The organism is Streptomyces sp. NPDC088124 (assembly GCF_040685895.1).
Taxonomy (GTDB): Bacteria; Actinomycetota; Actinomycetes; order Streptomycetales; family Streptomycetaceae; genus Streptomyces.
Genome location: NZ_JBFBJB010000020.1, coordinates 125,687 through 151,927 on the forward strand (window position 1 = coordinate 125,687; position 26,241 = coordinate 151,927).

17 protein-coding genes, 1 pseudogene and 1 riboswitch are annotated in these 26,241 nt (G+C 68.1%); of the genes and pseudogenes, 7 read left to right on the forward strand and 11 right to left on the reverse strand.

Annotation, left to right across the window (positions count from 1 at the left end):
• Nucleotides 1–359: 359 nt before the first annotated feature.
• The 6 genes from AB0P17_RS18595 to AB0P17_RS18620 all read right to left on the reverse strand — a co-directional run bounded on the left by AB0P17_RS18595 (nucleotide 360) and on the right by AB0P17_RS18620 (nucleotide 8,176).
• Complete coding sequence (locus AB0P17_RS18595; protein ID WP_365812206.1) at nucleotides 360–1,370, reverse strand: ribonucleotide-diphosphate reductase subunit beta; 1,011 nt, start codon at nucleotides 1,368–1,370, stop codon at nucleotides 360–362.
• Nucleotides 1,370–3,784 carry a ribonucleoside-diphosphate reductase subunit alpha gene (locus tag AB0P17_RS18600; RefSeq protein ID WP_365812208.1) on the reverse strand — a complete coding sequence of 805 codons (2,415 nt, stop codon included), beginning with the start codon at nucleotides 3,782–3,784 and terminating at the stop codon, nucleotides 1,370–1,372. Before AB0P17_RS18600 ends, AB0P17_RS18595 begins: the two co-directional genes overlap by 1 nt.
• 146 nt (nucleotides 3,785–3,930) lie before the next feature.
• Nucleotides 3,931–4,099, reverse strand: a riboswitch (cobalamin riboswitch).
• A 9-nt stretch (nucleotides 4,100–4,108) separates the two neighbouring features.
• A complete protein-coding gene (locus AB0P17_RS18605) occupies nucleotides 4,109–4,633 on the reverse strand; it encodes a GNAT family N-acetyltransferase (protein WP_365812210.1) in 525 nt (174 codons plus the stop codon).
• Between the two features lie 116 nt (nucleotides 4,634–4,749).
• Complete coding sequence (locus AB0P17_RS18610) at nucleotides 4,750–4,986, reverse strand: YbdD/YjiX family protein (RefSeq protein ID WP_365812212.1); 237 nt, start codon at nucleotides 4,984–4,986, stop codon at nucleotides 4,750–4,752.
• A complete protein-coding gene (locus AB0P17_RS18615; RefSeq protein WP_365812214.1) occupies nucleotides 4,983–7,232 on the reverse strand; it encodes a carbon starvation CstA family protein in 2,250 nt (749 codons plus the stop codon). Before AB0P17_RS18615 ends, AB0P17_RS18610 begins: the two co-directional genes overlap by 4 nt.
• 179 nt (nucleotides 7,233–7,411) lie before the next feature.
• Nucleotides 7,412–8,176, reverse strand: a complete 765-nt coding sequence (locus tag AB0P17_RS18620; protein ID WP_329829689.1) for a GntR family transcriptional regulator — start codon at nucleotides 8,174–8,176, stop codon at nucleotides 7,412–7,414.
• 248 nt (nucleotides 8,177–8,424) lie between these two features.
• Between AB0P17_RS18620 and AB0P17_RS18625 the strand changes: the two genes are divergently transcribed.
• The 4 genes from AB0P17_RS18625 to AB0P17_RS18640 all read left to right on the forward strand — a co-directional run bounded on the left by AB0P17_RS18625 (nucleotide 8,425) and on the right by AB0P17_RS18640 (nucleotide 13,262).
• Nucleotides 8,425–9,708: an extracellular solute-binding protein gene (locus AB0P17_RS18625; protein ID WP_365812215.1), complete on the forward strand. Its 1,284-nt coding sequence runs from the start codon at nucleotides 8,425–8,427 to the stop codon at nucleotides 9,706–9,708.
• A 109-nt stretch (nucleotides 9,709–9,817) separates the two neighbouring features.
• Nucleotides 9,818–10,834, forward strand: coding sequence for a sugar ABC transporter permease (locus tag AB0P17_RS18630; RefSeq protein WP_365812217.1), 1,017 nt, complete (start codon nucleotides 9,818–9,820; stop codon nucleotides 10,832–10,834).
• Nucleotides 10,835–10,854: 20 nt separating this feature from the next.
• Nucleotides 10,855–11,712 (forward strand): carbohydrate ABC transporter permease, encoded by an 858-nt coding sequence (locus AB0P17_RS18635; RefSeq protein ID WP_365812250.1) that lies wholly within the window; start codon nucleotides 10,855–10,857, stop codon nucleotides 11,710–11,712.
• A gap of 8 nt (nucleotides 11,713–11,720) precedes the next feature.
• Nucleotides 11,721–13,262 (forward strand): glycoside hydrolase family 3 protein, encoded by a 1,542-nt coding sequence (locus AB0P17_RS18640; RefSeq protein ID WP_365812219.1) that lies wholly within the window; start codon nucleotides 11,721–11,723, stop codon nucleotides 13,260–13,262.
• A gap of 19 nt (nucleotides 13,263–13,281) precedes the next feature.
• On the opposite strand, the gene AB0P17_RS18645 is transcribed toward AB0P17_RS18640, so the two are convergent.
• The gene (locus AB0P17_RS18645; protein ID WP_365812220.1) at nucleotides 13,282–13,806 is read right to left on the reverse strand and encodes an ATP-binding protein; all 525 of its coding nucleotides are present in this window, start codon (nucleotides 13,804–13,806) and stop codon (nucleotides 13,282–13,284) included.
• 254 nt (nucleotides 13,807–14,060) lie between these two features.
• Here AB0P17_RS18645 and AB0P17_RS18650 point away from each other — a divergent pair, with 254 nt between their 5' ends.
• The 3 genes and pseudogenes from AB0P17_RS18650 to AB0P17_RS18660 form a co-directional block, all read left to right on the forward strand.
• Nucleotides 14,061–14,912 (forward strand): helix-turn-helix transcriptional regulator, encoded by an 852-nt coding sequence (locus AB0P17_RS18650; RefSeq protein ID WP_365812222.1) that lies wholly within the window; start codon nucleotides 14,061–14,063, stop codon nucleotides 14,910–14,912.
• 11 nt (nucleotides 14,913–14,923) lie between these two features.
• Nucleotides 14,924–15,115, forward strand: a complete 192-nt coding sequence (locus AB0P17_RS18655) for a hypothetical protein (protein ID WP_365812224.1) — start codon at nucleotides 14,924–14,926, stop codon at nucleotides 15,113–15,115.
• Nucleotides 15,116–15,310: 195 nt separating this feature from the next.
• Nucleotides 15,311–15,529 (forward strand): annotated as a pseudogene (locus AB0P17_RS18660) (tyrosine-type recombinase/integrase); the annotation flags it as partial.
• Nucleotides 15,530–16,157: 628 nt separating this feature from the next.
• On the opposite strand, the gene AB0P17_RS18665 reads toward AB0P17_RS18660, so the two are convergent.
• The 4 genes from AB0P17_RS18665 to AB0P17_RS18680 all read right to left on the reverse strand — a co-directional run.
• The gene (locus AB0P17_RS18665; protein ID WP_365812226.1) at nucleotides 16,158–16,646 is read right to left on the reverse strand and encodes a hypothetical protein; all 489 of its coding nucleotides are present in this window, start codon (nucleotides 16,644–16,646) and stop codon (nucleotides 16,158–16,160) included.
• Between the two features lie 127 nt (nucleotides 16,647–16,773).
• Complete coding sequence (locus tag AB0P17_RS18670; RefSeq protein WP_365812252.1) at nucleotides 16,774–17,241, reverse strand: DUF4265 domain-containing protein; 468 nt, start codon at nucleotides 17,239–17,241, stop codon at nucleotides 16,774–16,776.
• Between the two features lie 16 nt (nucleotides 17,242–17,257).
• Nucleotides 17,258–24,325: a polymorphic toxin-type HINT domain-containing protein gene (locus AB0P17_RS18675; protein ID WP_365812228.1), complete on the reverse strand. Its 7,068-nt coding sequence runs from the start codon at nucleotides 24,323–24,325 to the stop codon at nucleotides 17,258–17,260.
• 134 nt (nucleotides 24,326–24,459) lie between these two features.
• Nucleotides 24,460–26,241, reverse strand: a 1,782-nt coding sequence (locus AB0P17_RS18680; protein WP_365812230.1) for a LamG domain-containing protein, incomplete at its 5' end; no start/stop codon positions are given.

A 26,241-nucleotide genomic window follows, 5' to 3' on the forward strand; every position in this document is an offset into this window, starting at 1 on the left:
GCCCATGCCGACCGGTGGGGGTGGGGCGTACGGGATCGGTACACCAAGACGGTCTGGGCGGAGGTGGGGTACAGCGCCGCCGAGTACTTCTCCGCAGAGCGGGCCAGTTATGGGCGACGGCCCGCCAGTTCACTTGAACCGGCGGGCCGTCATGGGGCGGACCGTGTGAAGATCTCGGGGTCCTAGGGCGTGTTTCGAAAGTCCCGCCTGGCTCGCGACGCCTGGCACGCACGCTCGCTGCGTTGTCGGAGTCGTCCAAGTACGTCCAGTACGAGGACGATCCTCCGCCTTGCGATCGCACGCACCAGACGCCGCAAGCCCCGCCCTGCGGGCGGACGGCGCTACTTTCGAAACACGCCCTAGAAGTCGTCGTCGAAGCCGACCGTGCCCTCCACCGCCACCTGGTACGCCGACGGGCGCCGCTCGAAGAAGTTCGTCAGCTCCTGGACACCCTGGAGCTCCATGAACGCGAACGGGTTCTGCGATCCGTAGACCGGCGGGAAGCCGAGGCGCTGGAGCCGCTGGTCGGCGACGCACTCCAGGTACGCGCGCATCGACTCCGTGTTCATGCCCGGCAGTCCGTCGCCGCACAGATCGCGGCCGAACTGCAGCTCCGCCTCGACCGCTTCCCGCAGCATGTCCGTGACCTGCTGCTGGAGGGCGTCGTCGAAGAGCTCCGGCTCCTCCTCGCGGACCGTGTCCACGACCTCGAAGGCGAAGTTCATGTGCATGGTCTCGTCGCGGAAGACCCAGTTCGTGCCCGTGGCCAGGCCGTGCAGCAGGCCGCGCGAGCGGAACCAGTAGACGTACGCGAACGCCCCGTAGAAGAACAGGCCCTCGATGCACGCCGCGAAGCAGATCAGGTTCAGCAGGAAGCGGCGCCGGTCCGCCGGGGACTCCAGGCGGTCGATCTTCTCCACCGAGTCCATCCAGCGGAAGCAGAACCGCGCCTTCTCGCGGATCGACGGGATCTCCTCGACCGCGTCGAAGGCCGCCGCGCGGTCCTCGGGGTCCGGGAGGTAGGTGTCCAGCAGGGTCAGATAGAACTGGACGTGCACGGCCTCCTCGAAGAGCTGGCGCGAGAGATAGAGCCGCGCCTCCGGGGAGTTGATGTGCTTGTAGAGCGTCAGCACCAGGTTGTTCGAGACGATCGAGTCGCCCGTCGCGAAGAACGCCACCAGCCGGCCGATCATGTGCTGCTCGCCGGGGGAGAGCTTGGCGAGGTCGGCGACGTCGGAGTGGAGGTCGACCTCCTCCACGGTCCAGGTGTTCTTGATCGCGTCGCGGTAGCGCTCGTAGAAGTCCGGGTAGCGCATGGGGCGGAGCGTCAGCTCGAAGCCCGGGTCCAGGAGATTCTTTTCCGTCGTCATTACTGGCAGGCCTCGCAGGACTCGGGGTTTTCCAGGGAGCAGGCGATCGCCTCGTCGGCCGGGGGTGCCTGTACGGGGATGGGGGTGGGGGCGGGAGCCGGAGTGGAGCCGGCCGCGCGCGCGATCCGGGTCGCCGGGCGCGAGCGCAGGTAGTACGTCGTCTTGAGCCCCTTCTTCCAGGCGTACGCGTACATCGAGCTGAGCTTCCCGATGGTCGGCGTCTCCAGGAACAGGTTGAGCGACTGGCTCTGGTCCAGGAACGGCGTACGGGCCGCCGCCATGTCGATCAGGCCGCGCTGCGGGATCTCCCACGCCGTACGGAACAGCTCCCGTACCTCCCCCGGGATCCAGCCGAAGTCCGCCACCGAGCCGCTCGCCTCGCGCAGCGCCTCGCGGGTCCGGGCGTCCCAGACGCCGAGCCGCTTCAACTCCTCCACCAGGTAGGAGTTGACCTGGAGGAACTCCCCGGAGAGCGTCTCGCGCTTGAACAGGTTCGAGACCTGCGGCTCGATGCACTCGTACACGCCCGCGATCGACGCGATGGTCGCCGTCGGCGCGATGGCGAGGAGGAGGGAGTTGCGCATGCCGGTCTCCGCGACCCGGGCGCGCAGCGCCGCCCAGCGCTCCGGCCAGTGCGGCGCCACGTCGTAGTGGTCGGGGTGGAGCACCCCGCGCGCCGCGCGCGTCTTCGACCAGGCGGGGAGCGGGCCGTCGCGCTCGGCGAGGTCGCAGGAGGCCTCGTACGCGGCGAGCATGATCCGTTCGGCGAACCGGGTGGAGAGCGCGGCGGCCTCGGGGGAGTCGAAGGGCAGCCGCTTCTTGAAGAAGACGTCCTGGAGGCCCATCGCGCCCAGGCCCACCGGGCGCCACTTCGCGTTGGAGCGGCCCGCCTGCTCGGTCGGGTAGAAGTTGATGTCGACGACCCGGTCGAGGAAGGTGACGGCGGTACGGACGGTCTCGTCCAGCCGCGCCCAGTCGATGTCGCCGGTGGCCGCGTCCACGAACGCGCCCAGGTTGACCGAGCCGAGGTTGCAGACGGCCGTCTCGCCGTCGTCCGTCACCTCCAGGATCTCGGTGCAGAGGTTGGAGGAGTGGACGGTGTGGCCGGGCTCGGCGGTCTGGTTGGCCGTACGGTTCGACGCGTCCTTGAAGGTCATCCAGCCGTTCCCGGTCTGCGCGAGGGTGCGCATCATCCGGCCGTACAGCTCACGGGCCTTGAGGGTCTTGCGCGCGAGTCCGTCGGCCTCCGCCTTGCGGTACGCGGCGTCGAAGGCGTCGCCCCACAGGTCGACCAGGTGCGGCACGTCCACGGGGGAGAAGAGCGACCAGACGCCGTCCGCCTCGACCCGGCGCATGAACTCGTCGGGGATCCAGTGCGCGAGGTTGAGGTTGTGCGTACGGCGCGCGTCCTCGCCCGTGTTGTCGCGCAGTTCGAGGAACTCCTCCAGGTCCGCGTGCCAGGTCTCCAGGTAGACGCAGGCGGCGCCCTTGCGCCGGCCGCCCTGGTTGACGGCGGCGACGCTGGAGTCGAGGGTCCGCAGGAACGGGACGATGCCGTTGGAGTGCCCGTTCGTCCCCCGGATCAGTGAACCGCGCGAGCGGATACGGGAGTACGAGAGCCCGATCCCGCCCGCGTGCTTCGAGAGCCGCGCCACCTGGTGGTACCGGTCGTAGATCGAGTCGAGCTCGTCCAGCGGCGAGTCCAGCAGGTAGCAGGAGGACATCTGGGGGTGGCGGGTGCCGGAGTTGAAGAGGGTGGGGGAGGAGGGGAGGTAGTCCAGCCGGCTCATCAGCCGGTAGAGGGCGGCGACCTCGTCCAGCGCGTGCGCGCTCTCGTCCTCGGCGAGCCCGGCGGCGACGCGCAGCAGGAAGTGCTGCGGCGTTTCGACGACCTGCCGGGTGAGCGGGTGCCGGAGCAGATAGCGGCTGTAGAGGGTGCGCAGCCCGAAGTAGCCGAAGCGGTCGTCGGCGGCCGGGTCGATCAGCGCGTCCAGGCGCCCGGCGTGGAGCGCGACGAATGCGGCCGTACGGTCCGCGATCAGGCCCTCGCGGTGGCCGACGGCGACGGACGCGGAGAACGACACGGCGCCCTGGGACGCGGCCTCGTCGGCGATCGTACGGGTGAGCAGCCGGGCGGCGAGCCGGGAGTACGCGGGGTCCTCGGAGATCTGTCCGGCCGCCGCCTCCGTGGCCAGCTCGCGCAGCTCGGCCTCGTCCGAGCGGGCGTTACGACCGCGCAGCGCGGCGGCGGCGATCCGGCCCGGGTCGGCGTCGGGCAGATCGGCGGTCAGCTCGGTCAGGGTCCGCAGCAGCGCGGTGCCGGGGGCGTCGGCCTGCCCGGTGACGGTCGCCACCCCGTTCTCGGACGGTGCCTCCGAGACAACTGAAACCGGATCCGCTGGCGCGATGGTCACGTGGTGCTCTCCCTCGCTCGGCTCTGGGCCACGAGGAGGCACGGGTCCGCGCGCACGGACGTACCCCATGCCTTCGCAGGGCGGCACACCGCGCCGCGTCCACCGGCCCAACCGCGAGGCCCGGACGTCTGGGCGCCCGGATCGGTCGAGCCGGACGCACTGCCGGCAGGTGTTCGGACTGACGGGCGCGACAAAGCGCGCCACAGTACACCGTTGCGGGACAGTTCCGGATTCACACCGGATTCCCCTGCGTCGACAGCGAGGTCGAGCATACATCTGGGGGGCGCGCGCCGCGCCACCCCCCAGATGTTGTGTCGTACCCGGTCAGCCGTCCACGGCCGCAGAGGGCTGGAGGCCCAGGGCGTAGGTGATCAGAGTGGGCCCCGCATAGGGCTCCCAGTCCCGCTCCGGAGTCCTGACGAAGCCCATGCGCTCGTAGATCCGGTGCGCCGCGCGCATGCTCCGCTGGGTCGACAGGACGATCCGTACGCATCCCTCGCGCGCCCGTGCGCGCGCCACGCACGCGTCCACCAGAGCCTGGCCCACGCCCAGTCCGCGCGCCGAACGGTCGACTGCCAGCATGCGGAACTCGGACTCGCCGGGGCCCGCGATGTCGGCCCACGGTCCGCTCCCGGGGACGAAAGTCACACCGCCGAGGAGCGTTCCGTCCGCGTCCACGGCGACCAGCACCTCCGACGCGGCGGCCCGGCGCGCGACATCCCGCAGGGTCAGCAGATACGAGTCCTCGGCGTCCAGCTCCAGCAGACCGTCCGCCAGATAGGCCTGTGCCGTGAGGTCACCGAGCCGCTGGTACTCCCGGGGCTCGGCCTCTCTGATCGTTATGTCCATGCCACGAGTCTGCCTCCCCGGTATGACGGACGGGCCGCCGGGTTCCCCGTATGGGATGGCCCGGCGGCCCGTCCACCGTTCGGCTCAGCAGCGGCTCAGCTCGGCTCTGTCGCCGCTCAGCAGCAGCGGAAGCCCTCGCGCGGGTCGGCCTCGCGGGCGTCCGTGCGGCTGCGTTCGAAGGCGCGGCGGGTCATGATCCCGCCCGTCGGGTCACCCTCGTCCGCGTGGGCCCGGGCGTGGGCCACGTAGCGCTCGTACGCCGACTCGCCGGTGAACTCCCGTACGTACCAGCGGATCCGCCCGGCCACCTGCCGTACCCGCTCCGCCCGGCTCGCGACATCCGGCCGGGTCATGCCGGGCCCGTTCCCGCCGGGACGCTCTCCCGCTCCCTGGCGGCCTCGGCTGCGGCCAGTTCCGCCTTCTCCTCCTGGGTGGGGATCAGGCCGGCCGGGGCGACGATCTTCGACTCGACGTACGGGACCTCCGCCAGCCGGACGCCCTCCGGATCGCGGATCGCCTTGAAGCAGACGCGTCCGGCGTCCGCGATGACCACGAGGATGAGGATCGCGAAGAGCGCCGAGAGCACCCCGTCCACCGTGGAGTTGGTGACCACGGTGTGCATGTCGTCCATGGTCTTGGCCGGGGCCAGCACCTCGCCCCGGTCGATGGCCGACTGGTACACGTCCCGCTGGGTGAAGAAGCCCACCCTCGGGTCGTCCGAGAAGATCTTCTGCCAGCTCGCGGTGAGCGTGACGGCGGCGTCCCAGGCGAGCGGTACGCCCGTCACCCACGCCCACTTCAGGCGGCCGGACTTGACCAGCAGCGTGGTGCAGACGGCGAGCGCCACGGCCGCCAGGAGCTGGTTGGCGATGCCGAAGAGCGGGAAGAGCTGGTTGATGCCGCCCAGCGGGTCATGGACGCCGACCCAGAGGAAGTAGCCCCAGCCGCCGACCACCACCGCGCTGGCGAACCAGACGCCCGGCTTCCAGCTCACCTCGCGCATCGGCTTGTACACGTTGCCGAGCATGTCCTGGAGCATGAAGCGCCCGACGCGCGTTCCCGCGTCCACCGTGGTGAGGATGAACAACGCCTCGAACATGATGGCGAAGTGGTACCAGAACGCCTTCATGGCGGTGCCGCCGACGACGGACGAGAAGATCTCCGCCATGCCGAGGGCGAAGGTCGGCGCCCCGCCGGTCCGCGACAGCAGGCTTGTCTCCTCGACGTCCTTGGCCGCCTGGGCGAGCTGGTCGGGCGAGATGGTGAAGCCCAGGTTGGCGACGGCCTGCGAGGCGGATTCGACCGTACCGCCGATCACCCCGGCCGGGGAGTTGACCGCGAAGTACAGGCCCGGGTCGATGATGCAGGCGGCGATCAGCGCCATGATCGCGACGAACGACTCGGTCAGCATCGCGCCGTAACCGATCATCCGGATCTGGGTCTCCTTCTGGACCATCTTCGGCGTCGTGCCCGAGGAGATCAGCGAGTGGAAACCCGAGAGCGCGCCGCACGCGATGGTGATGAAGACGAACGGGAACATCGACCCGGCGAAGACCGGGCCGTCACCGCGGCTCGCGAAGTCGGTGATCGCCTCCATCTTCATGGTGGGCAGGGCGATCGCCACGCCCAGCGCCAGCAGCACGATCGTGCCGACCTTCATGAAGGTCGACAGGTAGTCGCGCGGCGCCAGCAGCATCCACACCGGAAGCACGGAGGCGAGGAAGCCGTACGCGATCATCCAGATGACCAGCGTGCCCGCTTCCAGCGTGAAGGTGTCGGCGAGCGAGGACTCGGCGACCCAGCCGCCCGCCACGATGGCGAGCAGCAGCAGCGCCACCCCGATGAGCGAGACCTCGCTGACCCGGCCGGGGCGCAGCACCCGCAGATACACGCCCATGAAGAGGGCGATCGGGATGGTCATGGCGATGGAGAAGACGCCCCACGGCGAGTCCGCCAGCGCGTTGACGATGACCAGCGCCAGCACGGCCAGCAGGATGATCATGATCATGAAGACGGCGATCAGCGCCGCGGCGCCGCCGAAGGGGCCGATCTCGTCCCGGGCGATCTGGCCGAGCGACCGGCCGTCGCGGCGGGTGGAGAAGAACAGCGTCACCATGTCCTGGACGGCGCCGGCGAAGATGACGCCCGCGACGATCCAGATGGTGCCGGGCAGATACCCCATCTGCGCGGCGAGTACCGGGCCGACCAGCGGCCCGGCGCCCGCGATGGCCGCGAAGTGGTGGCCGAACAGCACGCGCCGGTCGGTGGGGTGGAAGTCCACCCCGTTGTCGAGCCGTTCGGCGGGGGTGGCCCGGGTCTTGTCGACCTTGAGGACGCGGTGGGCGATGAAGCGGGAGTAGAAGCGGTAGGCGATCGCGTACGAGCCGAGCGCGGCGGCGAGCATCCAGGCGGCCGAGACCTCCTCGCCCCGCGAGAGGGCGAGCACCCCCCAGCCCGCCGCGCCCACCAGCGCGACCAGTGTCCAGATGGCGACGGATCTCGGGGTGAGACCCCCGGTCCTCGGTGGGGTGCCGGTCGACGCGGGATCGGTCGACGGGGTGTCGGCCGACGGGGCGTCTTTCGGTGCGGGTTCTGGCATGGTGAGTCGTCCCCTCACTGGTCACCGCTGGTCATCTGCGTAGTACCTGACGCGTAATGCGCAGGAAATCTAGGGGACCATCCGGGGACGCGCCACCACCAGCCCATATCCCGGAACGTTAACTGCCCGCACACGGTGGGTTTATGTCGCCGTGGCGGGTTTTCGTTCCGGGGCCCCGCTCAGGGGCGGGGGCGCTGGAGGCGGGCCACGAACTTGTAGCGGTCGCCGCGGTAGACGGACCGTACCCACTCCACCGGTTCGCCGGCCGCGTCCAGCGAGTGGCGCGAGAGCATCAGCATCGGCAGGCCCACGTCCGTACCGAGCAGCCCGGCCTCGCGCGGATTGGCCAGGGACGTCTCGATCGTCTCCTCGGCCTCGGCGAGGTGGACGTCGTACACCTCCGCCAACGCCGTATAGAGGGACGTGTACTTGACGAGTGAGCGGCGCAGGGCGGGGAAGCGCTTCGCCGAGAGGTGGGTGGTCTCGATGGCCATCGGCTCGCCGCTCGCCAGCCGCAGCCGTTCGATGCGCAGCACGCGCCCGCCGGCCGTGATGTCGAGGAGGCCGGCGAGGGTGTCGTCGGCGGTGACGTACCCGATGTCGAGGAGCTGCGAGGTCGGTTCGAGGCCCTGCGCGCGCATGTCCTCGGTGTACGAGGTGAGCTGGAGGGCCTGGGAGACCTTGGGCTTGGCGACGAAGGTGCCCTTGCCCTGGATGCGTTCGAGCCGTCCCTCGACGACCAGTTCCTGGAGCGCCTGGCGCACGGTCGTGCGCGAGGTGTCGAACTCGGCGGCCAGCGTGCGCTCCGGCGGTACGGGCGTACCGGGCGGCAGTGTTTCGGTCATGTCGAGCAAGTGCCTTTTCAGGCGGTAATACTTGGGCACGCGGGCCGTACGGGTGGCGGGTCCGCCCTCGGTCTCCGTGCCGACCCCGTCCGTGGCCATGGCCTGCCTTCCCGACTCCTGCGCTGCTGCCGTCACCGGCTCCTCCGTCTGTCGCGGCTCACATGGTGGCACGGTCCGGGCACGAGTCGTCGCCCTCTCTCAGGTGTCGGTCCGATAACGGACACGACAGCCCTTCTTATACACCCTTGACACCCCTAAAGGTCTAGGCCAAGCTCACTCCCTACTGGTCAAATGGTCTAAACCATTAAACGGGCCAGGGGGGTTGCAGTGTCCCTGAGGAGGGTGGCGTGAAGCACAAGCTCATCGCGGCGGTCGGCGTCGCAGGCATGGTGATCGGCCTCGCGGCCTGTGGTTCCGACGATCCGAAGGGCGGGGCGGCCGGGGGAGAGTCCGCGAAGGAACTCACCGTCTGGCTGACGGTGGACGCCCAGAACAACTGGCCGGAGCTGGTCAAGGCCGCCGATGCCGCCGTGGTCGCGAAGAACCCGGGCATCAAGATCAAGCACGAGTACTACGGCTGGCCCGACAAGAACGCCAAGCTCGACGCCGTACTCGCCACCGACAAGGCCCCCGACGTGGTCGAGATGGGCAACACGGAGATGCTCGGCTACACCGTCAAGGGCGCCTTCGCCGAGCTCGACCCCGCGAAGTTCGAGAACTCGGACGCCTGGCTCGACGGCCTCAAGTCGTCGGTGACGTACAACGGCAAGACCTACGGCGTGCCGTACTACGCCGGGGGCCGCGTCGCCAACTGGCGCAAGGACGTCGCCAAGGACGCCGGGGTCACCGCCGTACCGAAGACCTACGCCGAACTGACCGCCGGGCTCGACAAGATCCAGAAGAAGCAGGGCGACAAGTTCAGCGCCTGGTACCAGCCCACGCGCGACTGGTACGCGGCCATGTCCTTCGTATACGACGCGGGCGGCTCCATCGCCGAGGAGAACGGCGGCACGTTCAAGGCGAACCTCTCCTCGCCCGAGTCCCTCAAGGGGCTGAAGGAGTACCAGAAGATCCTGGACGCGTACATGAACGCGGACAAGACCAAGGACGAGTCCGACCGTTACATCGTGTACGGCCAGGGCCAGTCCGGCATGATCTTCGGGGCCGCCTGGGAGGGCGCCACCGCCGAGGACCCGAAGAGCGACAAGACCGGCAAGCTCAAGGGCAACCTGGAGAGCTTCGTGATGCCGGGTCCGTCCGGCGCCAACATGCCTGTCTTCCTCGGCGGCTCCGACCTGGCCGTACCGGTCAAGTCGAAGGCGCAGGCCACCGCCGCCGAGTGGATCAACGCCTACACCGGTGCCAAGGGCCAGAAGGGCCTGATGGCGAAGGGCAACCTGCCGAACAACAAGACCGACCTCGCGACGCTGAAGAACGACCCGGCGACCGCGGTCCCGGCCACGGCGGCCGAGTCGAGCTGGTTCGTGCCGATGGCGCCGGGCTGGGGCCAGGTCGAGAAGGCCCAGGTGCTCCAGACGATGCTGCAGTCCATCGGCACCGGGAAGCAGTCGGTCGAGGCGGCCGCGAAGGAAGCGGACGCCGCCATCGACAAGGTCATCAACAGCAAGTGACCTGAGGGCGGGGGGTCCGCCGGCACGATCTGCCGGCGGACTCCCCGTCCGGCCCGCTGAGGAGCGCGTGATGAGTGCCAGTGCCCCTACGAGTACCGGTGGCAGTGCCATGAAGCCGACGACAACCCTGCCGACCGCGACGACGGCCGGTGATCCGCCCACGCGGCACGATCCGCCCACGGGTCCTTCCCCGTCCGGGACGAGACCCGGCGGGAACGGGGGCCGACGCCGGACTCCGGCGGGCGCCGGCGTCCCCTGGCTGCTGCTCGCGCCCTGCCTGGCCGTCCTCGCGCTGGTGCTCGGCTATCCGCTGACCCGGCTGGTCACCCTCTCCTTCCAGAAGTTCGGGCAGCCCCAGCTCTGGGGGTTCCAGGCCCCGGAGTCCGCAGGCCTCGACAACTTCACCGCGGTCCTCGGCGACGGGGAGTTCTGGGCGGTCGTCCTCCGTACGATCGTCTTCGCGGCCGGGGCAGTCATCCTCACCATGGTGCTCGGCATGCTCATCGCCCTGCTCCAGCAGCGGGTCTCCGGCTGGGTGAAGACCCTGATCAACATCGCACTGGTGGCGAGCTGGGGCATGCCGATCCTGGTCGCCGTCACCATCTTCAAGTGGATGTTCGACACCGACTACGGGGTCCTCAACTGGGTGCTGTCCCGGATCCCCGGAGTCGACCTCATCGGCCACAACTGGTTCGCGAGCGGCCCCCAGGGCCTCGCCGTGATCATGCTGCTGGTGGTCTGGGGCGCCGTACCGTTCGTCGCCATCACCCTCTCCGCCGGGCTCACCCAGGTCCCCGCGGAGCTGGAGGAGGCCGCCCGGCTCGACGGGGCGAGCGCCTGGGGTGTCTTCCGCCATGTCACCGTACCGATCCTCAAGCCCGTCATCGTGATGCTCGCGACGCTCTCGGTCATCTGGGACATGGGCGTCTTCCCGCAGGTGTTCGTGATGCGCAACGGCCACCCCGAGGCGGAGTTCCAGCTCCTCACCACCTACTCGTACGACAAGGCGTTCGTCGTCAACGACTACTCCCAGGGGTCGGCGATCGCGCTGCTCACCGTCCTGCTCCTGCTGGGCGTGATCGCCGTCTACATGCGCCAGATGCTCAAGATCGGAGAGGTGGAGTGAGCGTGACGACCCCGGCCACGGTGAAGGTCCCCCGGACGCGAACCCCCCGGCCGTCGGCCCCCGGCAGGCGCAAGGCCGGCTGGAACGCGCTCGGCCTGCTCGTCTTCGTCGTCCTCGGCTTCCCCGTCTACTGGATGCTGAACACGGCGTTCAAACCGGCCGGCGACGCCATCGACCCCGACCCGCACTTCTTCCCCCGTACGTTCACCCTGGACAACTTCCGCCGGGCGCTGGACATCGCCGACTTCTGGGGCCCGGTCGGGCGCTCGATGCTCGTCTCGTCCGTCGTGGTCGTCATCGGGGTCGCGGTCGGGCTGCTCGCCGCGCTCGCCATCTCCCGGTTCGCGTTCCGGGGGCGCAAGATCGTGATCGTCGGGATCCTCGCCGTACAGATGGTCCCGCTGGTCGCCATGATCATCCCGGTCTTCCTGCTGCTGAACGACCTCGGTCAGTACGACCGGCTCTCCGGCCTGGTCATCACGTACCTCACCTTCATCCTGCCCTTCACCGTGTGGACCCTGCGCGGCTTCATCGTCAACATCCCGAAGGAGCTGGAGGAGGCGGCCATGGTCGACGGCTGCAGCCGGACCGGCGCCTTCGTCCGGGTGGTCTTCCCGCTCCTCGCGCCCGGCCTGGTCGCCACCTCCGTGTACGGCTTCATCCAGGCGTGGAACGAGTACCTGTACGCGCTCATGCTGATGAGCCAGCAGAACCAGACCGCGACCGTCTGGCTCTCCAACTTCTCCACCAAGCACGGGACGGAGTTCGCCCCGATGATGGCCGGCTCCACGATGATGGCCGTTCCCATCGTGATTCTGTTCCTGCTCGTCCAGCGCAAGATGGCAGCGGGTCTGACGGCCGGCGCAGTGAAGGGTTAGAAGGACCGATGACGACACTCGTATCCACCACCGACACCCTCACCCGCGACGCCCTCGCCGTCCTCCAGCCGGGTTTCGTCGGCACCACGGCGCCGGACTGGCTGCTGCGGGCGATCGGCGACGGGCTCACCTCGGTCGGGCTGTTCGGCCGTAACGTCGCCGACCCGGAACAACTCGCGGCGCTCACCCGGCGGCTGCGGCGCGAACGGGAGGACATCCTCGTCGCGATCGACGAGGAGGGCGGCGACGTCACCCGCCTGGAGGTACGGCACGGCTCGTCCTTCCCCGGCAACTACGCGCTCGGCGCCGTGGACGACCCCGACCTCACCCGCGAGGTCGCCCGGGAGCTGGGCCGGCGGCTCGCCGCGTGCGGGGTCAACCTCAACTGGGCGCCCTCCGCCGACGTCAACTCCAACCCGGACAATCCGGTCATCGGGGTACGGTCCTTCGGCGCCGACCCGGAGCTGGCGGCCCGGCACACCGCCGCGTACGTCGAGGGACTCCAGGCCGCAGGGGTCGCCGCCTGCGTCAAGCACTTCCCGGGCCACGGCGACACGGCGGTCGACTCCCACCACGCGCTGCCCCGCATCGACGTGGACCTCGACACCCTGCACGCCCGCGAGCTGCGGCCCTTCCGCGCGGCGATCGCGGCGGGTTCCCGATCGGTGATGAGCGCGCACATCCTGCTCCCCGCGCTCGACCCGGAGCACCCGGCGACCCTCAGCCCGCGGATCCTCACCGGACTGCTGCGCGAGGAGCTGGGCTTCCAGGGCCCGATCGTCACCGACGGCATGGAGATGCGGGCCATCGCCTCGGTGTACGGGATCGAGCGCGGCTCCGTCCTCGCGATCGCGGCGGGCGCCGACGCCATCTGCGTCGGCGGCGGCCTGGCCGACGAGGGGATCGTACTGCGGCTGCGGGACGCCCTGGTGACCGCCGTACGCACCGGCGAACTCCCCGAGGAACGACTGGCCGACGCGGCCGCGCGGGTGCGCGGCCTCGCCGACTGGACGCGCCGGGTCAGGGTGTCCTCCGGGGCCGGGGCGCCGGGCGCGGCCACACAGGAGGGGACCGCGCCCGGCGACCCCGGCATCGGCCTGCTGGCGGCCCGCAGGGCCCTCCGGGTCACGGGCACGCCCACCCCGCTCACCCGGGCCCCGTACGTAGCGGTCCTCACCCCGGCGGCGAACATCGCGGTCGGCGAGGAGACCCCCTGGGGCCTGGCCACGGAACTGGCCCGCCTCCTCCCGGGCACGGAGACGGCCACGTACGGCGACGTGCCGACGCCCGACACCCCCACCCCGGAGCTGCCGACCCGCATCCTGACGGCGGCCGGTGACCGCACCACGGTGGCGGTGGTCCGCGACGCCCACCGCCACCCCTGGATGACGGCCACCCTGGACACCCTGCTCGCGGCGCGCCCCGACACGGTGGTGGTGGAAATGGGCCTCAACGAAGCCCCGCCGAGGGGCGCCCTCCACGTGGCCACCCACGGCGCGGCCCGCGTCTGCGCCCAAGCGGCGGCGGAGGTCATCGCGGGCCGGGAGTGAGCCCCGGGGCGCCGGCCTCTCAGGCGGCCCAGCGACGCGGGGAGTGCACGAGCGTCGCCCAGGTGCGGGTTCCCGCGCCGGGGTGGCGCGCGCTGGTGAAGCCCCACCCTCCCCGGTGGCTCTCCACCAGGCCGGGCACGCCGTCGAGCGCGTCCAGACGGCGTCCGTCGCACACTTCGGCGAGACGGGGGTGGGCGTGCGCGGCATGGGTGTCGTGCACGGTGATCCGGAGCGCGCCCCCGAGGTCATGCCGCAGGGAGAGGCGGACCTGCTCCCCGGCACCGGTGAACCGACAGGCGTAGCCCACGAGTTCACGTACGAGATGCAGGGCCGGGTCGATCAGGGCATCCGCCACGCCATGGACATCCAGGATGACCTCGGCGGCCTCGCGGGCGACGGCCGGCGAGGCGATGGCGGAGGGCAGCGTCAACCCGTACAGGAGATTCCCCGGATTCGGCTCGCCCAGGTCCTGGAGCGGGGGCGGACATTGGGTGAGGCGCGGGGTGGCGTAGGGGAGTCCGGGGAGGATCTCGTTCTCGGGCATGACAACTCCGCTCGTTGGCGCGCTGGTTGTTGTGGCGTCTGTGGACACCTGCGGGCATGCTGCGGCTTCCCTGGTCCGGAGTGTGCGGGCAGGCTCGCGCGATGCTCTTGAATTTCGCTGTGCGTGAGCGTCGCACTACAGAAGGTAGAGCATCCCGCGCATCATGCACCAGGCGCCATTGGAAAATTAACCACAGTTGGCCCCGTATCGTGGTGCCCGGCAGACTGAGCGGCAGTCAGACAGGAAGGATCTCCATGCCTCCGCGGACCACCCCCACGCAGCGACAGAAGAGACTCGGCGCCGAGGTCCGGAAGATGCGCACGAGCGCGGGCATGACCGCCGAGCACGCCGCGGGGCTGCTCGGCGTCGACCGGGGCAAGATCTCGAACTTCGAGGCCGGTATCCGCAACATCAGCCCTGAACGGTTGCGCGCCCTGGCCGCCCACTGCGAGTGCGCGGATGAACGCTACGTGGACGCTCTCGCGGAACTCGCCAGGTTTCCGCAGCGGAACTGGTGGGACGAGTACCGGGGCAAGCTGTCCTCGGGCTTCTTGGACATCGCCGAACTGGAATGGCATTCGCTCCGGATCCAGACCATCCAGACAGTTCATATCCCCGGCCTGCTCCAGACCGAAGAGTACGCGCGCAGCGTCTTCGATGCGGTGCTCCCCGCCTTCTCGCGCCTCGAAGTCGAGCTGCATGTGGCCCACCGGATGGACCGGCAACGCGTGCTCAGCCGCGAACACCCCATCGGTTACACGGGTTATGTGCACGAGGCCGCCCTGCGGATGCGCTTCGGTGGTCGCGAGGTGACCAAGAAGCAGCTCAACTCACTGATCGAAGCGGGAGAACGGGACAACGTCACCGTCCGCATAGTGCCCATCGAAGGCGGCAGCTTCCCCGGCGCCGGACACGCCCTGCTCTACGCCGAGGGGTCCGTTGCCCAACTCGACACGGTGCAGCTCGATTCGGCACACGGTCCAGAATTTATGCACACCGAGCCACAATTGGCCAAGTACCGCGCACACTTGGACTGGATGGCCGAGGCATGCCTGTCGCCGCAGGCATCACGGGACGTCATCCACGGCATCATCCGCGAACTGTGAGGAATCCAGCCATGCCCGAGATCACCTGGGAAGATCCGTTCTGCGGCGCGGGCAACAACTGCTTCCGCATCGGCACCGACGCGAACGGCAACGCCTACATCGCCCTCGCCGGTCAGGAGGACACGTACCTCACCGACACCCGGGAAGCCCTCGCCACCCTCATCCGCGACATCAAGGCCGGCAAGGCCGACCACCTGCTGTAGGCCGGACTCCGCCTGCGGGCCGGCGAAAAAGCAACCGGCGGGCCGGGCGGGCTGATTACCGCGAGGTCGCCCTCCAGGTGCGAGTGTCGGGGTACCGGGAGGGGCCGTTCGAGCCTGCTCCGCCGCTCGGGCCTGCCGTCGGGTCCTGCCCGAACCGGGCCCAGGCCGAGAGGTGCGGCAAGGCGCCCGGCACGGAGGCAGGCCGGAACGGGCTGGACGGACAACGGGCTCGTTTTCACCACCCCGAAGGGCAGTCCGCTCGACCCCACCAACCTCACCCGACGCTTTCAGCGACTCCTCCACGGTGCGGAACTCCGGACGATCCGCTTCCACGACCTCCGGCACTCAACCGCGACCCTGCTCCTGGAACAAGGCGTCGATCTCGTCGTCATCAAAGAACTCCTCGGCCACGCCCTCCGCAACCCCACCGAGAGCACCAGCAAGCCCGACGACGGCAACGAACCACCCTCCTGCGCAACCCCCGTCCACTGACGTTGCCGTCAACTGCTGTCGCCCGACAGCCCAGAGGCCCTACCGGGACATCATTCCGGTGGGGCCTCTGGGGTTATCGCTGGCCGTTGTCGACGGGGAATTCTCTCAGCTGGGCGGCCAAGCTTCGCGTCAGAGATCAGTTTCCCATTTAGGTAGACGAGAAATTCGCCGCCCCGACCTGCACCCGCTCCGCCAATGGTCGGCTGTGAACCTTCAGGTCGACTTCGTTACTCAGTTGTAGGCAGCCGACGTCCAACTACCCAGTCGCGAACGACCTCTACCACGACTTGAATACCGTCCAAGTCGTCTAGCTGTCGGTGCTCGGAATGTGCATCACCGGCCACCATGTCGATCAGGTCAAGCTCTGCACTCCCGTCCTCCCAAACAGTAACCTGACCGCCCAAAGCGCCCACCTCTACGGTCCAGGAGACGGATCTGTTTGGCCAATCATCAGGGGACCGCTTGGTCGCTGACTCCGCTCCAACCAGGGACTCATCAGACTGAATTTGTGTTACGGCCTCAAGCGTAGCGGCCAGAAGCGGGGAGCCCCTTAGCATCCGCCACCGCCCAAACGAATGTTCTTCGCTTCCGGCATACCGGGGGTGCCGCCCTTCTTGGCCAAGTAGCGCCCCATCAGTGTGTCGGCGTTTGCCATCTTATAGTCGCCAGGACGACCGCCAGGAAGTAGGGACGATTCAGGAACTTCAAATTCCACATAAATGGAACATCGGTACGTAGGCTTGTACGCGTCCGGATTCCCCGGGCTAACCACATAGGTCAAACCACCCGCCCCCTCCTGAACCATTCCCGTCTTCAATATCTTTTGATATTCGTCTGACGACATCCAGCGTCCAACGTTGGCCATTCCGGGACCTGGATCACTACCGCCTGCATTGTGCACCAATATCGGCGTCTCGCCAGCGAGTACATAGTACGTGCGGATGTCGGCGACGGTCAGATTGTACGTTCTGGCGCGTTGATCGAACGCGCGGTTCCCGGTGACGATGACCGTGGTGCCGTCGTCGGTGAGCAGGGTCATCCATGATTCGGGGGTTCCCGCATCCAGTCAGTACGCGTCTTCCCCGGCGGCCGGCTGGGAGCAATGTGCAAATTAAACGGGCCACCGGAGAATCCGGCGGCCCGTTGAGAAAATCAGAACTAAGTTCCTACTTCCACCAATTCAGTGGTGTGACGCCATCTGATTCGTCGTACACATTTCCGTAGTACCACTCGACTCCGGAGTTTTCCTCCATTGTGGAGTTCAACACCTTCTCCACCTCGGTGAATCCGCACGTTGCCGGAAGTGAGAAGACCGTGAGTTTTGTCGACCTGCCATCCATCCAGCCGCCAAGGGACTCAATGGCCGAGGCTACAGAATCGCTCACGGAGTGCGGACCGTATAGCTGGATGCAGATGTTCCCCCCACGGTCGAGGACATCAAATTTACCGGTCTTGGGGTCCACTCTTAGTAGATCTCCCGAGGCGATTCCGAGGACTAGTCCCGGTGACGCCATCAACCGATAATCTCCAGGGGTGCCCAACTCCTCGACGCGAACCTCCTCGAACACCGGATCGCCGGAAGATTTCTTGCCAGCCAGCAATCGAATGGTTCGCGGATTCGCCGATTCTTCCATTGAGCTCACTGCTCTCCTAGTCTTTTCTTCCGTACGGGGCCCCACAGCTACCTCGATCCGCGCATGATCGACCAGCGCCCGGTCCACCTCGATTGTTTGCGCTGAGATTGCAAGCTGCACCCTCTAGGCAGACATTGTCGGACCTGAGATTTCCGCCTTTGGACGTCGGAACATTCTTGTGACCGAGATGCATGTTGGCCGGGTTCTTGGTTTCCATGCCGCATCTCCAGCACTGAAAATCCCCATCCGTGGCGTCGAGCAGATCTTGACGGACGGTAGCTTGGCCAGCCCTGCTTCCGCCACCGGGTGTGCTGTTCGCTATCTGCCCAGCGGATGATGTCTCACCATCGCGGAGCACGAAGAGCGGTAGCTGGCAGGACCCATCGGGACCAGGGCTGGCGTTATGAACCAGGACTGGCGTCTGTCCCGCGATTACATAGTACGTGTGGAGGTCCGTCACCGTGAGGTTGTGGACCGTCTCGTACTCGGTCCAGCGCTTGACCGCGGCAATCTGAACGTGGTCTCCGTTCCTCGTACGGAGCTGCTGGCCTGTGCGGAGGTCGGTGGCGTCGATCCACTCGGCGAGCTCCGGGACCCAGAAGGGGTGGCCGGCCGTTGCTGTGACCGAGGCGGTCTTGGTGCCCTTTTTCCCATCCAGGTCGATGGTGACACTAACCAGTTTTTTGAGGCCCTTGCCGATTATTTCGGCTGTCACTGTTTTTGCGACTGTTTTTCCGGTTCTAGGGTCGGTCGCCAGAACCTTGTCGCCGATCTTTACATTGGCGATCTTCTTACGTGTTCCGTCGGCCAGCAGTACTTCAGTGTCGGGGAGGAAGCTGTTGCAATCACCGAGTTTTGCCGCTGCCGCATGGTCACCCTGCTTAATGAGCTTGGCAGCCTTGCCGATCTTTCCTACTGGAAGGAGTCCGGCAACCGTCCAGACGCATCCGCTGACGCTTCCGTTGACGCAGCGCTGTACGTCGCGGACTCCGATGAGTTCGAGGAAGTCCGCTGTTGGTTTGACCCATCCGAGTTCGTGGAGCGTTGAACAGAGCTCTCCGTCCACCGCGCCTTGGCACTGTTCCCCTGCCCAGCTCACCAGCATTTCGCTGTATGAGGCATCCGGATAGGCTCCGCCATGGCCTCTCGCGAAGAGCTCTTCCTGCGTGGGGACCCGTACTCCGGCGATGACCGGCTGCTGGCTCGATGATCCGCCCGCACCCTGCGTGTTCGTGGAGCTCTTGCCGCCGCTCCTTCCGCCCCCGCCCCCACCGCTCTTGCCGCCGCCCCCGCCCCCGCTGCCGACTTCGTACCGGGCCTTTGCTCCCGAGTCGTCCGTGACATAGCGGGTCGGGTCGCCCGGCACCTGGCCCGTGCCGCCGATCGCGTAGCCGATTCCGCACATGTCCGCGTAGCAGAGGCCCGACGGGTCGGACCAGGTCAGCGGGTTGTTGCCCGAGTAGGTGTAGCCGTTGATCTGCTGTGAGTCGGCCAGGTTCATGACCGGGTCGGCGGAGAGGAAGCGGCCCGTGGCGGGGTCGTACTCGCGAGCGCCGAGGTGGGTCAGGCCGGTCGAGGTGTCGGTGGTGCCGCCGACGAAGCCCTTCGTGCCGGGCCAGGTGGCGGGCTGGGCGCCGCGGGTCCCGCCGAAGGGCAGGGTGCGGCGTTGGCTGAGTTGGTGGGAGGTGGCGTCGATTGCCAGTTGGGCGGTGCCGTGGTGGTCGGCGATGGTGAGGGAGACTTTGCCGTCGTTCTCCTGGATGGCCTGGTGACCGCCACCGAGGTCGAAGTAGCGCGTGGCCTTGGGCGTAGAGACACCCTTGGGCAGGACGATTTCGGTGCCGCCCAAGTAGAGGGTCGTGCCCTCCGGGGTACGGCCGATGAGCCGGTTGCCGTCGGCGTCATAGAGGTACTCGGTGACCTTGTCGGCGGAGCCTTCCACCGGCTGCGTCACCTTGGTGAGCCTGCCTTCGGCATCCCAGGTGAGCGTCTGCTTGTCGCCGCTGAGGGTGCGGGTGGCGGTGCTGCCGGTCTTGTCGTACGTGAACGTGTCCTGAGCGGTGCCCGTCGGGCCGGTGGAGGTGACCGACGTCAGTGTGTGCGGCTGCGGGGCTCCGGGTGCCGGATAGGCGTAGGTGCGCTTGATGTCCTTGGCGCTGTTCCCGGCCGTGTCGTGGACGGTTTCGGTGCGGCGGTTGCCGACCTGGTCATAGGTGTACGAGTTCCAGTACGGCGCCGGTCCGCCGAGGGCACTGCCACTCGGCTGAGCGGCGCAGCTCGACTGGCCCTGCGCCCATGCCTCGGTCATGCGGCGGAGATGGTCGTAGGTGAAGCACTGGGTGTCGTTGCCGGCGCGGGCCACGTCGGAGACGGCCAGGACGTTGCCCGCCTCGTCGTAGCGGAAGGTGCTGAACTGGTCGACACCGGCGATGTTCAGACGGTCCACGCGGGCGGTCGACAGCCGCTGGGTTCCCCACTCGTAGGTGTTGGTCACCTGCGTCTGCTTGCCGGCTATGCCGGGGAACCGGTATTGGAGCGGTTTGCCCGTGTAGCTGTAGCTCACCTCGGACTTCACGCCCTCGGCGCTGCCCGTCGTCGCTATCGGCCGCTGCGTGTCGTCCTCGTACGTGTAGGCGACGGTCGCCGCGGAGAGGGCGCCCGCCTTCGGGTAGCCGACGCCTTCGACGTCACCCGCCACGTTGTAGGAATTGGTCGACAGATAGGTGCCGGCCAGCGCCCCTTCCGTGGCGGGGATCGTCGTGCTGGACCGGAGCACCCGGTACAGACGGTCGTAGGCGACCACCTTGGAGGTGTATGCCTGGCCGCCGACATAGCGGGTGGACTCCGACGGCTGTCCCTTGGCCCCGCTGATCGTGTCGTACGCCCACTTCGCACGCAGGGCGCCGGTGGCGGATCCCTCGCGCAGTTCGGTCTTGCGGCCCAGGCCGTCGTACACGTACGCGAGGGTGGTGTTGCGCGAGTCCTCGGTGGAGGTCAACTGGCCGCGGTCGTCGTACGTGCTGCTGGTGGTGCCCTTGTCCGGGTCCTCGCTCTTCGTCTGGCGGCCGAGCAGGTCGTACGTGTACGTCCACTTGTTGCCGGCGGTGTCGGTGAACTCGGACAGTTCGTCGCGGTTGGTGTAGGCGTAGGACAGTGAGTCGTAGGCGGAGTCCGCCGTCCGCTGCTGGTGCTGGCGCACTGCGGTGGTCTTGCCGCGCGCGTCCGTGAGGGTGGTCGTGGTGGTGGCACCGACGGGTGGGATCACCGTGACGCGGTCGCCACCGTAAATCGTCCTGGTGGTGGCCAGTACCGTGCCGCCGTCCCCGTTTCCGGCGATCTGACGGGTTTCCGTCGGCCGCCCGAGTCCGTCGAAGGTGGAGCGGGTCTGTGTCTCGACGGAGAGCGCGTTGTCCGGTTCGAAGGGTTTGCCCGCAGCCGGCTTGCCGGTCGTGTAGTAGGGGGCGAAACGCTTGGTCGGCAGTCCGCGTTCGTCGTAGAAGTTGTCGGTGATGACGCGTCCGCCGTCGGGACCGGGCTCCTGAGCCTGCCGTTCCCTCAGCAGTCCGTCGAAGATGGTGTACGAGGTGCGCTGCACGCCCCTGTTGCCCAGCAGTTTGGTACCGACCACGACGGGCTGGCCCTCGCCCACGCTGTACGTGAACTCGTAGGCGGGCGTCTGGCTCGTGCGCTGGTCCGCCAGCCACACCTTGGTCGAGCGGCCGAGCGCGTCGTAGGCGAAGGTCGTCACCCCGCCGTTGGTGTCGGTCTGGGTCAGCGGCCGGCCACGCAGGATTTCGTGGGCCGTGACCGAGGTCTGCGCAGTGGCGGCGTCACCTGCCACGGCCGGTGGACTCGTCACACGGACACTGGTGGTGAAGCCCGTCGCGGGAGTGCGTTCGGTGACGGTGGTCCGCCCGTCGGTGCGCGCGGTCCGGGTCACCACCCCCGCTGCCGTCGCGGAGACATCGGCGGTCAGGTCGGTGCTGGTGAGCGCGCGACCGTAGGAGTCGAAGGTGGATCCCGACTCCAGGTAGACGGCGGTGGTGCCGTCGTACTTCTTCAGCTGGGCGGTGGCGGTCGCGTCGCCCTTGGCCGGCGCCGCGCCGTACGCGCCGCCGTCGTACGCGGTCCTGACGTCGGAGACCACGTCCGCGGGGCGCGAGACATCGGCGCCGCACGGCTTGGCCACCACCTCGACCCGCGACGGCAGGGTGAGGATGTTCTTCTCGGTGTTCGTGGCGTAGTCGATGGTGGTGCAGCGGTCATCGGCCGTTGTCGCTTGGTCGCCGGAGTCATCCGTGCGGACGGGCCGCCCGGCGACGGTGTCGTACGCCGTGGACGACGCGGTGACGCGCCACGATGCACCCGCCCCGTCATCGAGCGACGTCCACACCTTGGAACTCGCGCTCCCGGTGAAGTTGGCGGTGACCGTGCCCCAGTCCCGTACCTTCTTCGCGGTCTCGTGATGCCACGGCCGGTTCACGGTCTTGCTCAGGATCTTCCCCGAGGGACCGGAGTACGTGACGTTCTTATAGGCGAAACCGGCCGCGGACCGGTGATCCGTGATCGCGTCCCCCTCGCCCGCGTCGAGCGAGACCGCGACGGTCTTCGTACCGCCCTGGGTGTCCTTGCGGTCCCCGTCCATGCCGCGCAGGAAGTAGGTGTCGGTCTGCGACTTCATCGCGGCGGCGCCGCCCTGCCCACCGGTCTGCACGCGGACGTGGCCGTATCCGCGCCATTGCGACCAGGTCTTCTGCTTCTCCTCCGTCAGGCCGTCGTCATCGTCGTAGTGCCAGGCGGCGGAACCGAGGTACTGGTAGCGGGCAACCTGGTCGGGTGCCCCGCCGGTCCGGTCGGTGGAGGTGACGGAGGTGACCACGTACTTGTTGAACCACTGGAGCGTCGGGTCCTCGGTGGTGCTGCCGCCCACGTACTGCGGAAAGCAGCGTGTGGTGTTCGACTGGGGTGTCGGCAGCGCGTTCCAGTCGCAGGCGGCGTCGGAGTAGTTGGCCGAGACCTGGCCGCCTGATTCGTCATCGACCGACGACAGACGGCTCTTGATGAACGGCGCGAAGCCGTCACCGGTCCTGTCCAAGCGGTTGGCGAGTTGTGTGTAGGCGAACGTCGTCTTCGGCAGGGTGATCGCGGGGCTCGCGGTGTGGCCGGTGCGCTGGACGGAGTCGAGCAGGAGCTGGTAGTCGGTGTCGGCCATGCCCCAGCGATGGCCGAGTTTCCACGAGTCGACCTTCTGGTACGCACTGCCGTCCCATACCTGCGCGTCGACACCCGTCAGCCGCTTACGGGTGAAGAACGCAGGGGAGAGCCGCCCGTCGTCGCATTTCTCGCCCGTGTCGCAATTCAGATCCCACGGGGTGTCGTACCAGTAGGCCGCGTCCGTGCCGATGGAGCCGCACGTCGTCCGGTCGTCGGGAAGACAGCGCTCGCCGCTGATGAAATCCATCCTGGCCAGCGGTTTACTCGTGTACATCGCGGAGGACTTCAGACCGTACTCGATCCGGTCGAGGTAACCGCCCCGGGTGTAACGGGTGTTGTCGTCCGCCTTCAGATTCCGCCCGTACGAGTTCTGTTCCTTGTTGTAGTAGTACGCGACGGCATTGCTGCGCGTGTCGACGACGTAGTCCAGATTCCAGCGCCAAGCCTGCTGACACCAGGAGTCGGCGAACGTCGTGGCGTGACAGGGCTCGTTGGCATCGTTTCCGTAGACCGGCAGAGACCAGGTGGAGTCGGTCGCTTCGTCTCCCTCGACCCAGTTGGGCAGCCGGTTGAATCCGAAGTAGTAGCGGATGCCCCCCGGGTCGGTAAGCTGCCAGAACTCGCCGTCGTTGTCGCCGTTCCCGCGGTTGGTGGATTTACGGTGCTCGATGACGGTGCCGTCGTCGTCCTTCAGCTTCCATATGTCGTCGCCCGCGGGGACGAGTTCGCCGCCTTTGCCGTTGAACGAGATGAACGCGTTGTCGTAGCCCCAGCACTGATCGCCGGGTTTGTTGCCGTCCGCGTTCTTCACCCCATCGTCCGCGCACGGCTTGTACCGGCGCTCGATGAAACCGGGGGAGAGGTCGAAGCCGTCGCCGACCCAGGACGACTGGTTATTGGTATTGGCGGTACGACCGTCGATCCCGCCGGACGAGTACGAGAGCCCGACGCCGGGCTTCAGCCCTCCCGGGACCTCCGGGGCGGACAGAGGGTACGACCAGGTGAAGTCACCGGTGTTCAGGTTGGTGTTCCAGGCCCCCGAGGGCGACAACGACGTGGCTTTGTAGCTTCCCTTGTCACCTTCGGCGTCGGCCTGGACCGCCAGTACCGTCGCTCCGGTGGAGCTGAGGGAGACCGCGTCGGCGGTGAGCGTGTTCCGCTCGGTGTCGTGGGAGGCGGGCAGCACCTTCCCCGTACGGCACTTCGCGTCGCCCGGAGTCGTCAGCGCACACGCGGGCAGTTCGACAAGCCGGAGGCGAGAGGCGTATCCGCCGCCGTACGCCTGGCCGAACGACGAGTAGTCGACCTGGGCGCGGACCGATCCGCCGGTACGGGAGGGGCTCGCCGGAGCACCGGATTTCGCCCCGGCGGCGGCGCCTTCCGCGGTGCCCTGCCGGACGGTGGGCAGGGAACGCAGGCTGAACAGAGGGCCGTCCACGCCTGCCTTCTCCGAGGCGGCGCGATCGAGTGCCCGCACCTCGACCTCTCCACGAGCGGCACGGTCCTTCTCCGCCTTGGGAACCGCCAAGGACATGGGCACGCCCGGAACGGCCACGGAGTTGGATTCCGTGGCACGCGCGGTGGCGTCCGGCAGGCGGACCCGGGCGGCAGCGGCCTTCGGCCACGCGTCGCTGGGATGCCGGTCGGGGGTTCTCGGCCCCTTCATCACCGCACGCGGCTTCACCTCACCCGGCCCGCCGGGTACGACGCGTTCCGACGCGGGGAGAGGAACCCCTTCCATCCCCTCGGCCGCCACGGCGGCGGTCGCCTGGACCACCCCCTGGAGAAGCGTGGCGACCATGACCACCGAGGAGGCCAGTGCGACGCGACGCCGTAGAGAACGGAACCGTGAGCCTTGTCTGCCGTTCATGCCTGTTCTTCAACCTCTCACTGCAGCCACCCGGCGACAGACGTCGCACAAGGCGGAGCGGAAGTCCTTCAGCGGAGTGAACACACACCTGCCGCGGGCATGGGCGGACGCGCCGTCCATGCCCGCTCCACCGGTCAGCCGGCGGGTACGTCCGTAGCCATCCCGGGTGCGCCGACGGCGAGTTGGCCGATCTGCGCATCCGTCAACGTGCCCTGGAACGCCCAGACGTCGGAGAGGGCTCCCGGCCAGAACTGCCCCCAGGAGGAGCCGTTCTTGACGCGCCCCATGTGCAGCGGCTGGTTCGCCTTGAACGACAGCACGTCCTCGGCCCAGGAGGCCCGGTCGACGCAGCCGTCGTCGGCCTCCCCGTTCTCGTCCTCGTCGGCGCAGGCGGTCTGTTCCAATTCGCCGTTCACGAAGAGCCGGAGTTCCTTGCTGAATCCGTCGTAGACCACTGCCAGGTGCGTCCAGTCCGTGGGGCCGTAGAACTGTCCGTTCTCCACCTCGGCGGAAACCGCCGAAGCACTGTCCTGGTCGGCCAGGGCGATCTTCCAACGTCCGGCGTCCGTGTCCGGTGTAGCGCTCGGGACGTAGCGGAGGGAGAACGCGTTCTTCTGTGCGCCGGGCACGCTGAGGAGTGTCACTTCGGATTTCGGTAGTGCCGCCGCTTGTGCCCAGGCGGTGACGGTGAAGCTGGTACCGGTGTCCACCGGTACAGACGCGGTGGTCCCGTAGTCGTCGACGCCGTCCAGGACGAGTCCGCCGTCCACCCAGCCGGATCCGGTCCGGGCGCCACCGCCGAGTGTCAGGTCGTTCCCTTCCTCGGAAGCGTCCGGGGTGCTGTTCCCGCTACCCTGTTCAAACGTCCAGCGGCCCTTGACCACGGGGCTCTGCTTGAACAACTGCCCTACCTCGTCCGCCGAGACGGGGCGGTCGAAGATCTTCACCTCGTCGATCTGGCCGGGGAAGAACGAGTCGGGCGCGCCCTCGTAGGAGCCCGCGCCGATCTGGACCTGGCCTCCGGCGTACCAGGTTTCGGAGACGGTCGCGCGGCCTGCCTCGGCGCCGTTGACGTAGAGCGTCAGTTGGTTGGCGACCGTGTCGTGGACGCCGACCAGGTGGGTCCACTCGCCCCCGCGCGCGGTTCTGCCCTCGGCCTGCATGGCACGGATGGCGTTGGAGTCGGAGGTGTCGGAGATGTACTGGTTGAAGACCCACCGGTCGTAGGCGCTGGAGTAGTACAGCTCGAAGCCGGATTTGTGCTCCCCGGCCTGCGTCGCGATGATCGCCGCGTGGTCGGGCTTGGTCTTGGAAAGCTTGGCCCAGGCCGAGACGGTGAAGCTGCGCCGGTTGTTGACGTGCGGCGCCGCGGCCGTCGCGTAGTCGTCCTTGCCGTCCAGCGTCAGCGCCTTGCCGGTCATCCCGGCGCGGCCCGGGGTGGCGCCGCCCCTGAGGATCGCGGGGTGGACGTCGGCGCGGCCGGTGACGCGGGTCGCGTCGGCCGGTTCGTCGAGGGGGAAGACCGCGCGGGCGGGGCGGCCGGTGCCGATGGGCTGCTTGGTGTGGAGCCGGGTGACCTCGGTCGCCGTGAGCGGCTTGTCGTAGATGCGCAGGTCGTCGATGGTGCCGGGGAAGAACGAGGCCGGCTGCCCGCTGTACGAGCCCGCACCGATCTGGAGGCCGCGGCGCGCGTCCCACGGGGTGGTGTACGGGGTGGTGCCGACCAGTTTGCCGTTGACGTACAGCTTCAGCTCGCCGTCGGTCTGGCTGTACGTCCCGGCGAGATGCGTCCACGTCCCGGCCTTCGCGTCGCCGGGCGTCGCCGACATGACGCGTACCGCGTTCGATTCCGGGGTGTCGGAGAGGTACTGGTTGAAGACCCAGCGGTCGTAGGACTTGGAGTAGTACAGCTCGAA

Bases quoted from the DNA above. Each gene is read 5' to 3' on its own strand.
- AB0P17_RS18595 (WP_365812206.1), bottom strand. From the start codon at position 1,370: ATGACGACGGAAAAGAATCTCCTGGACCCGGGCTTCGAGCTGACGCTC.
- AB0P17_RS18605 (WP_365812210.1), bottom strand. From the start codon at position 4,633: ATGGACATAACGATCAGAGAGGCCGAGCCCCGGGAGTACCAGCGGCTC.
- AB0P17_RS18610 (WP_365812212.1), bottom strand. From the start codon at position 4,986: ATGACCCGGCCGGATGTCGCGAGCCGGGCGGAGCGGGTACGGCAGGTG.
- AB0P17_RS18615 (WP_365812214.1), bottom strand. From the start codon at position 7,232: ATGCCAGAACCCGCACCGAAAGACGCCCCGTCGGCCGACACCCCGTCG.
- AB0P17_RS18620 (WP_329829689.1), bottom strand. From the start codon at position 8,176: ATGGCCACGGACGGGGTCGGCACGGAGACCGAGGGCGGACCCGCCACC.
- AB0P17_RS18630 (WP_365812217.1), top strand. From the start codon at position 9,818: ATGAAGCCGACGACAACCCTGCCGACCGCGACGACGGCCGGTGATCCG.
- AB0P17_RS18640 (WP_365812219.1), top strand. From the start codon at position 11,721: ATGACGACACTCGTATCCACCACCGACACCCTCACCCGCGACGCCCTC.
- AB0P17_RS18645 (WP_365812220.1), bottom strand. From the start codon at position 13,806: ATGCCCGAGAACGAGATCCTCCCCGGACTCCCCTACGCCACCCCGCGC.
- AB0P17_RS18650 (WP_365812222.1), top strand. From the start codon at position 14,061: ATGCCTCCGCGGACCACCCCCACGCAGCGACAGAAGAGACTCGGCGCC.
- AB0P17_RS18655 (WP_365812224.1), top strand. From the start codon at position 14,924: ATGCCCGAGATCACCTGGGAAGATCCGTTCTGCGGCGCGGGCAACAAC.
- AB0P17_RS18665 (WP_365812226.1), bottom strand. From the start codon at position 16,646: ATGACCCTGCTCACCGACGACGGCACCACGGTCATCGTCACCGGGAAC.
- AB0P17_RS18670 (WP_365812252.1), bottom strand. From the start codon at position 17,241: ATGGAAGAATCGGCGAATCCGCGAACCATTCGATTGCTGGCTGGCAAG.
- AB0P17_RS18675 (WP_365812228.1), bottom strand. From the start codon at position 24,325: ATGAACGGCAGACAAGGCTCACGGTTCCGTTCTCTACGGCGTCGCGTC.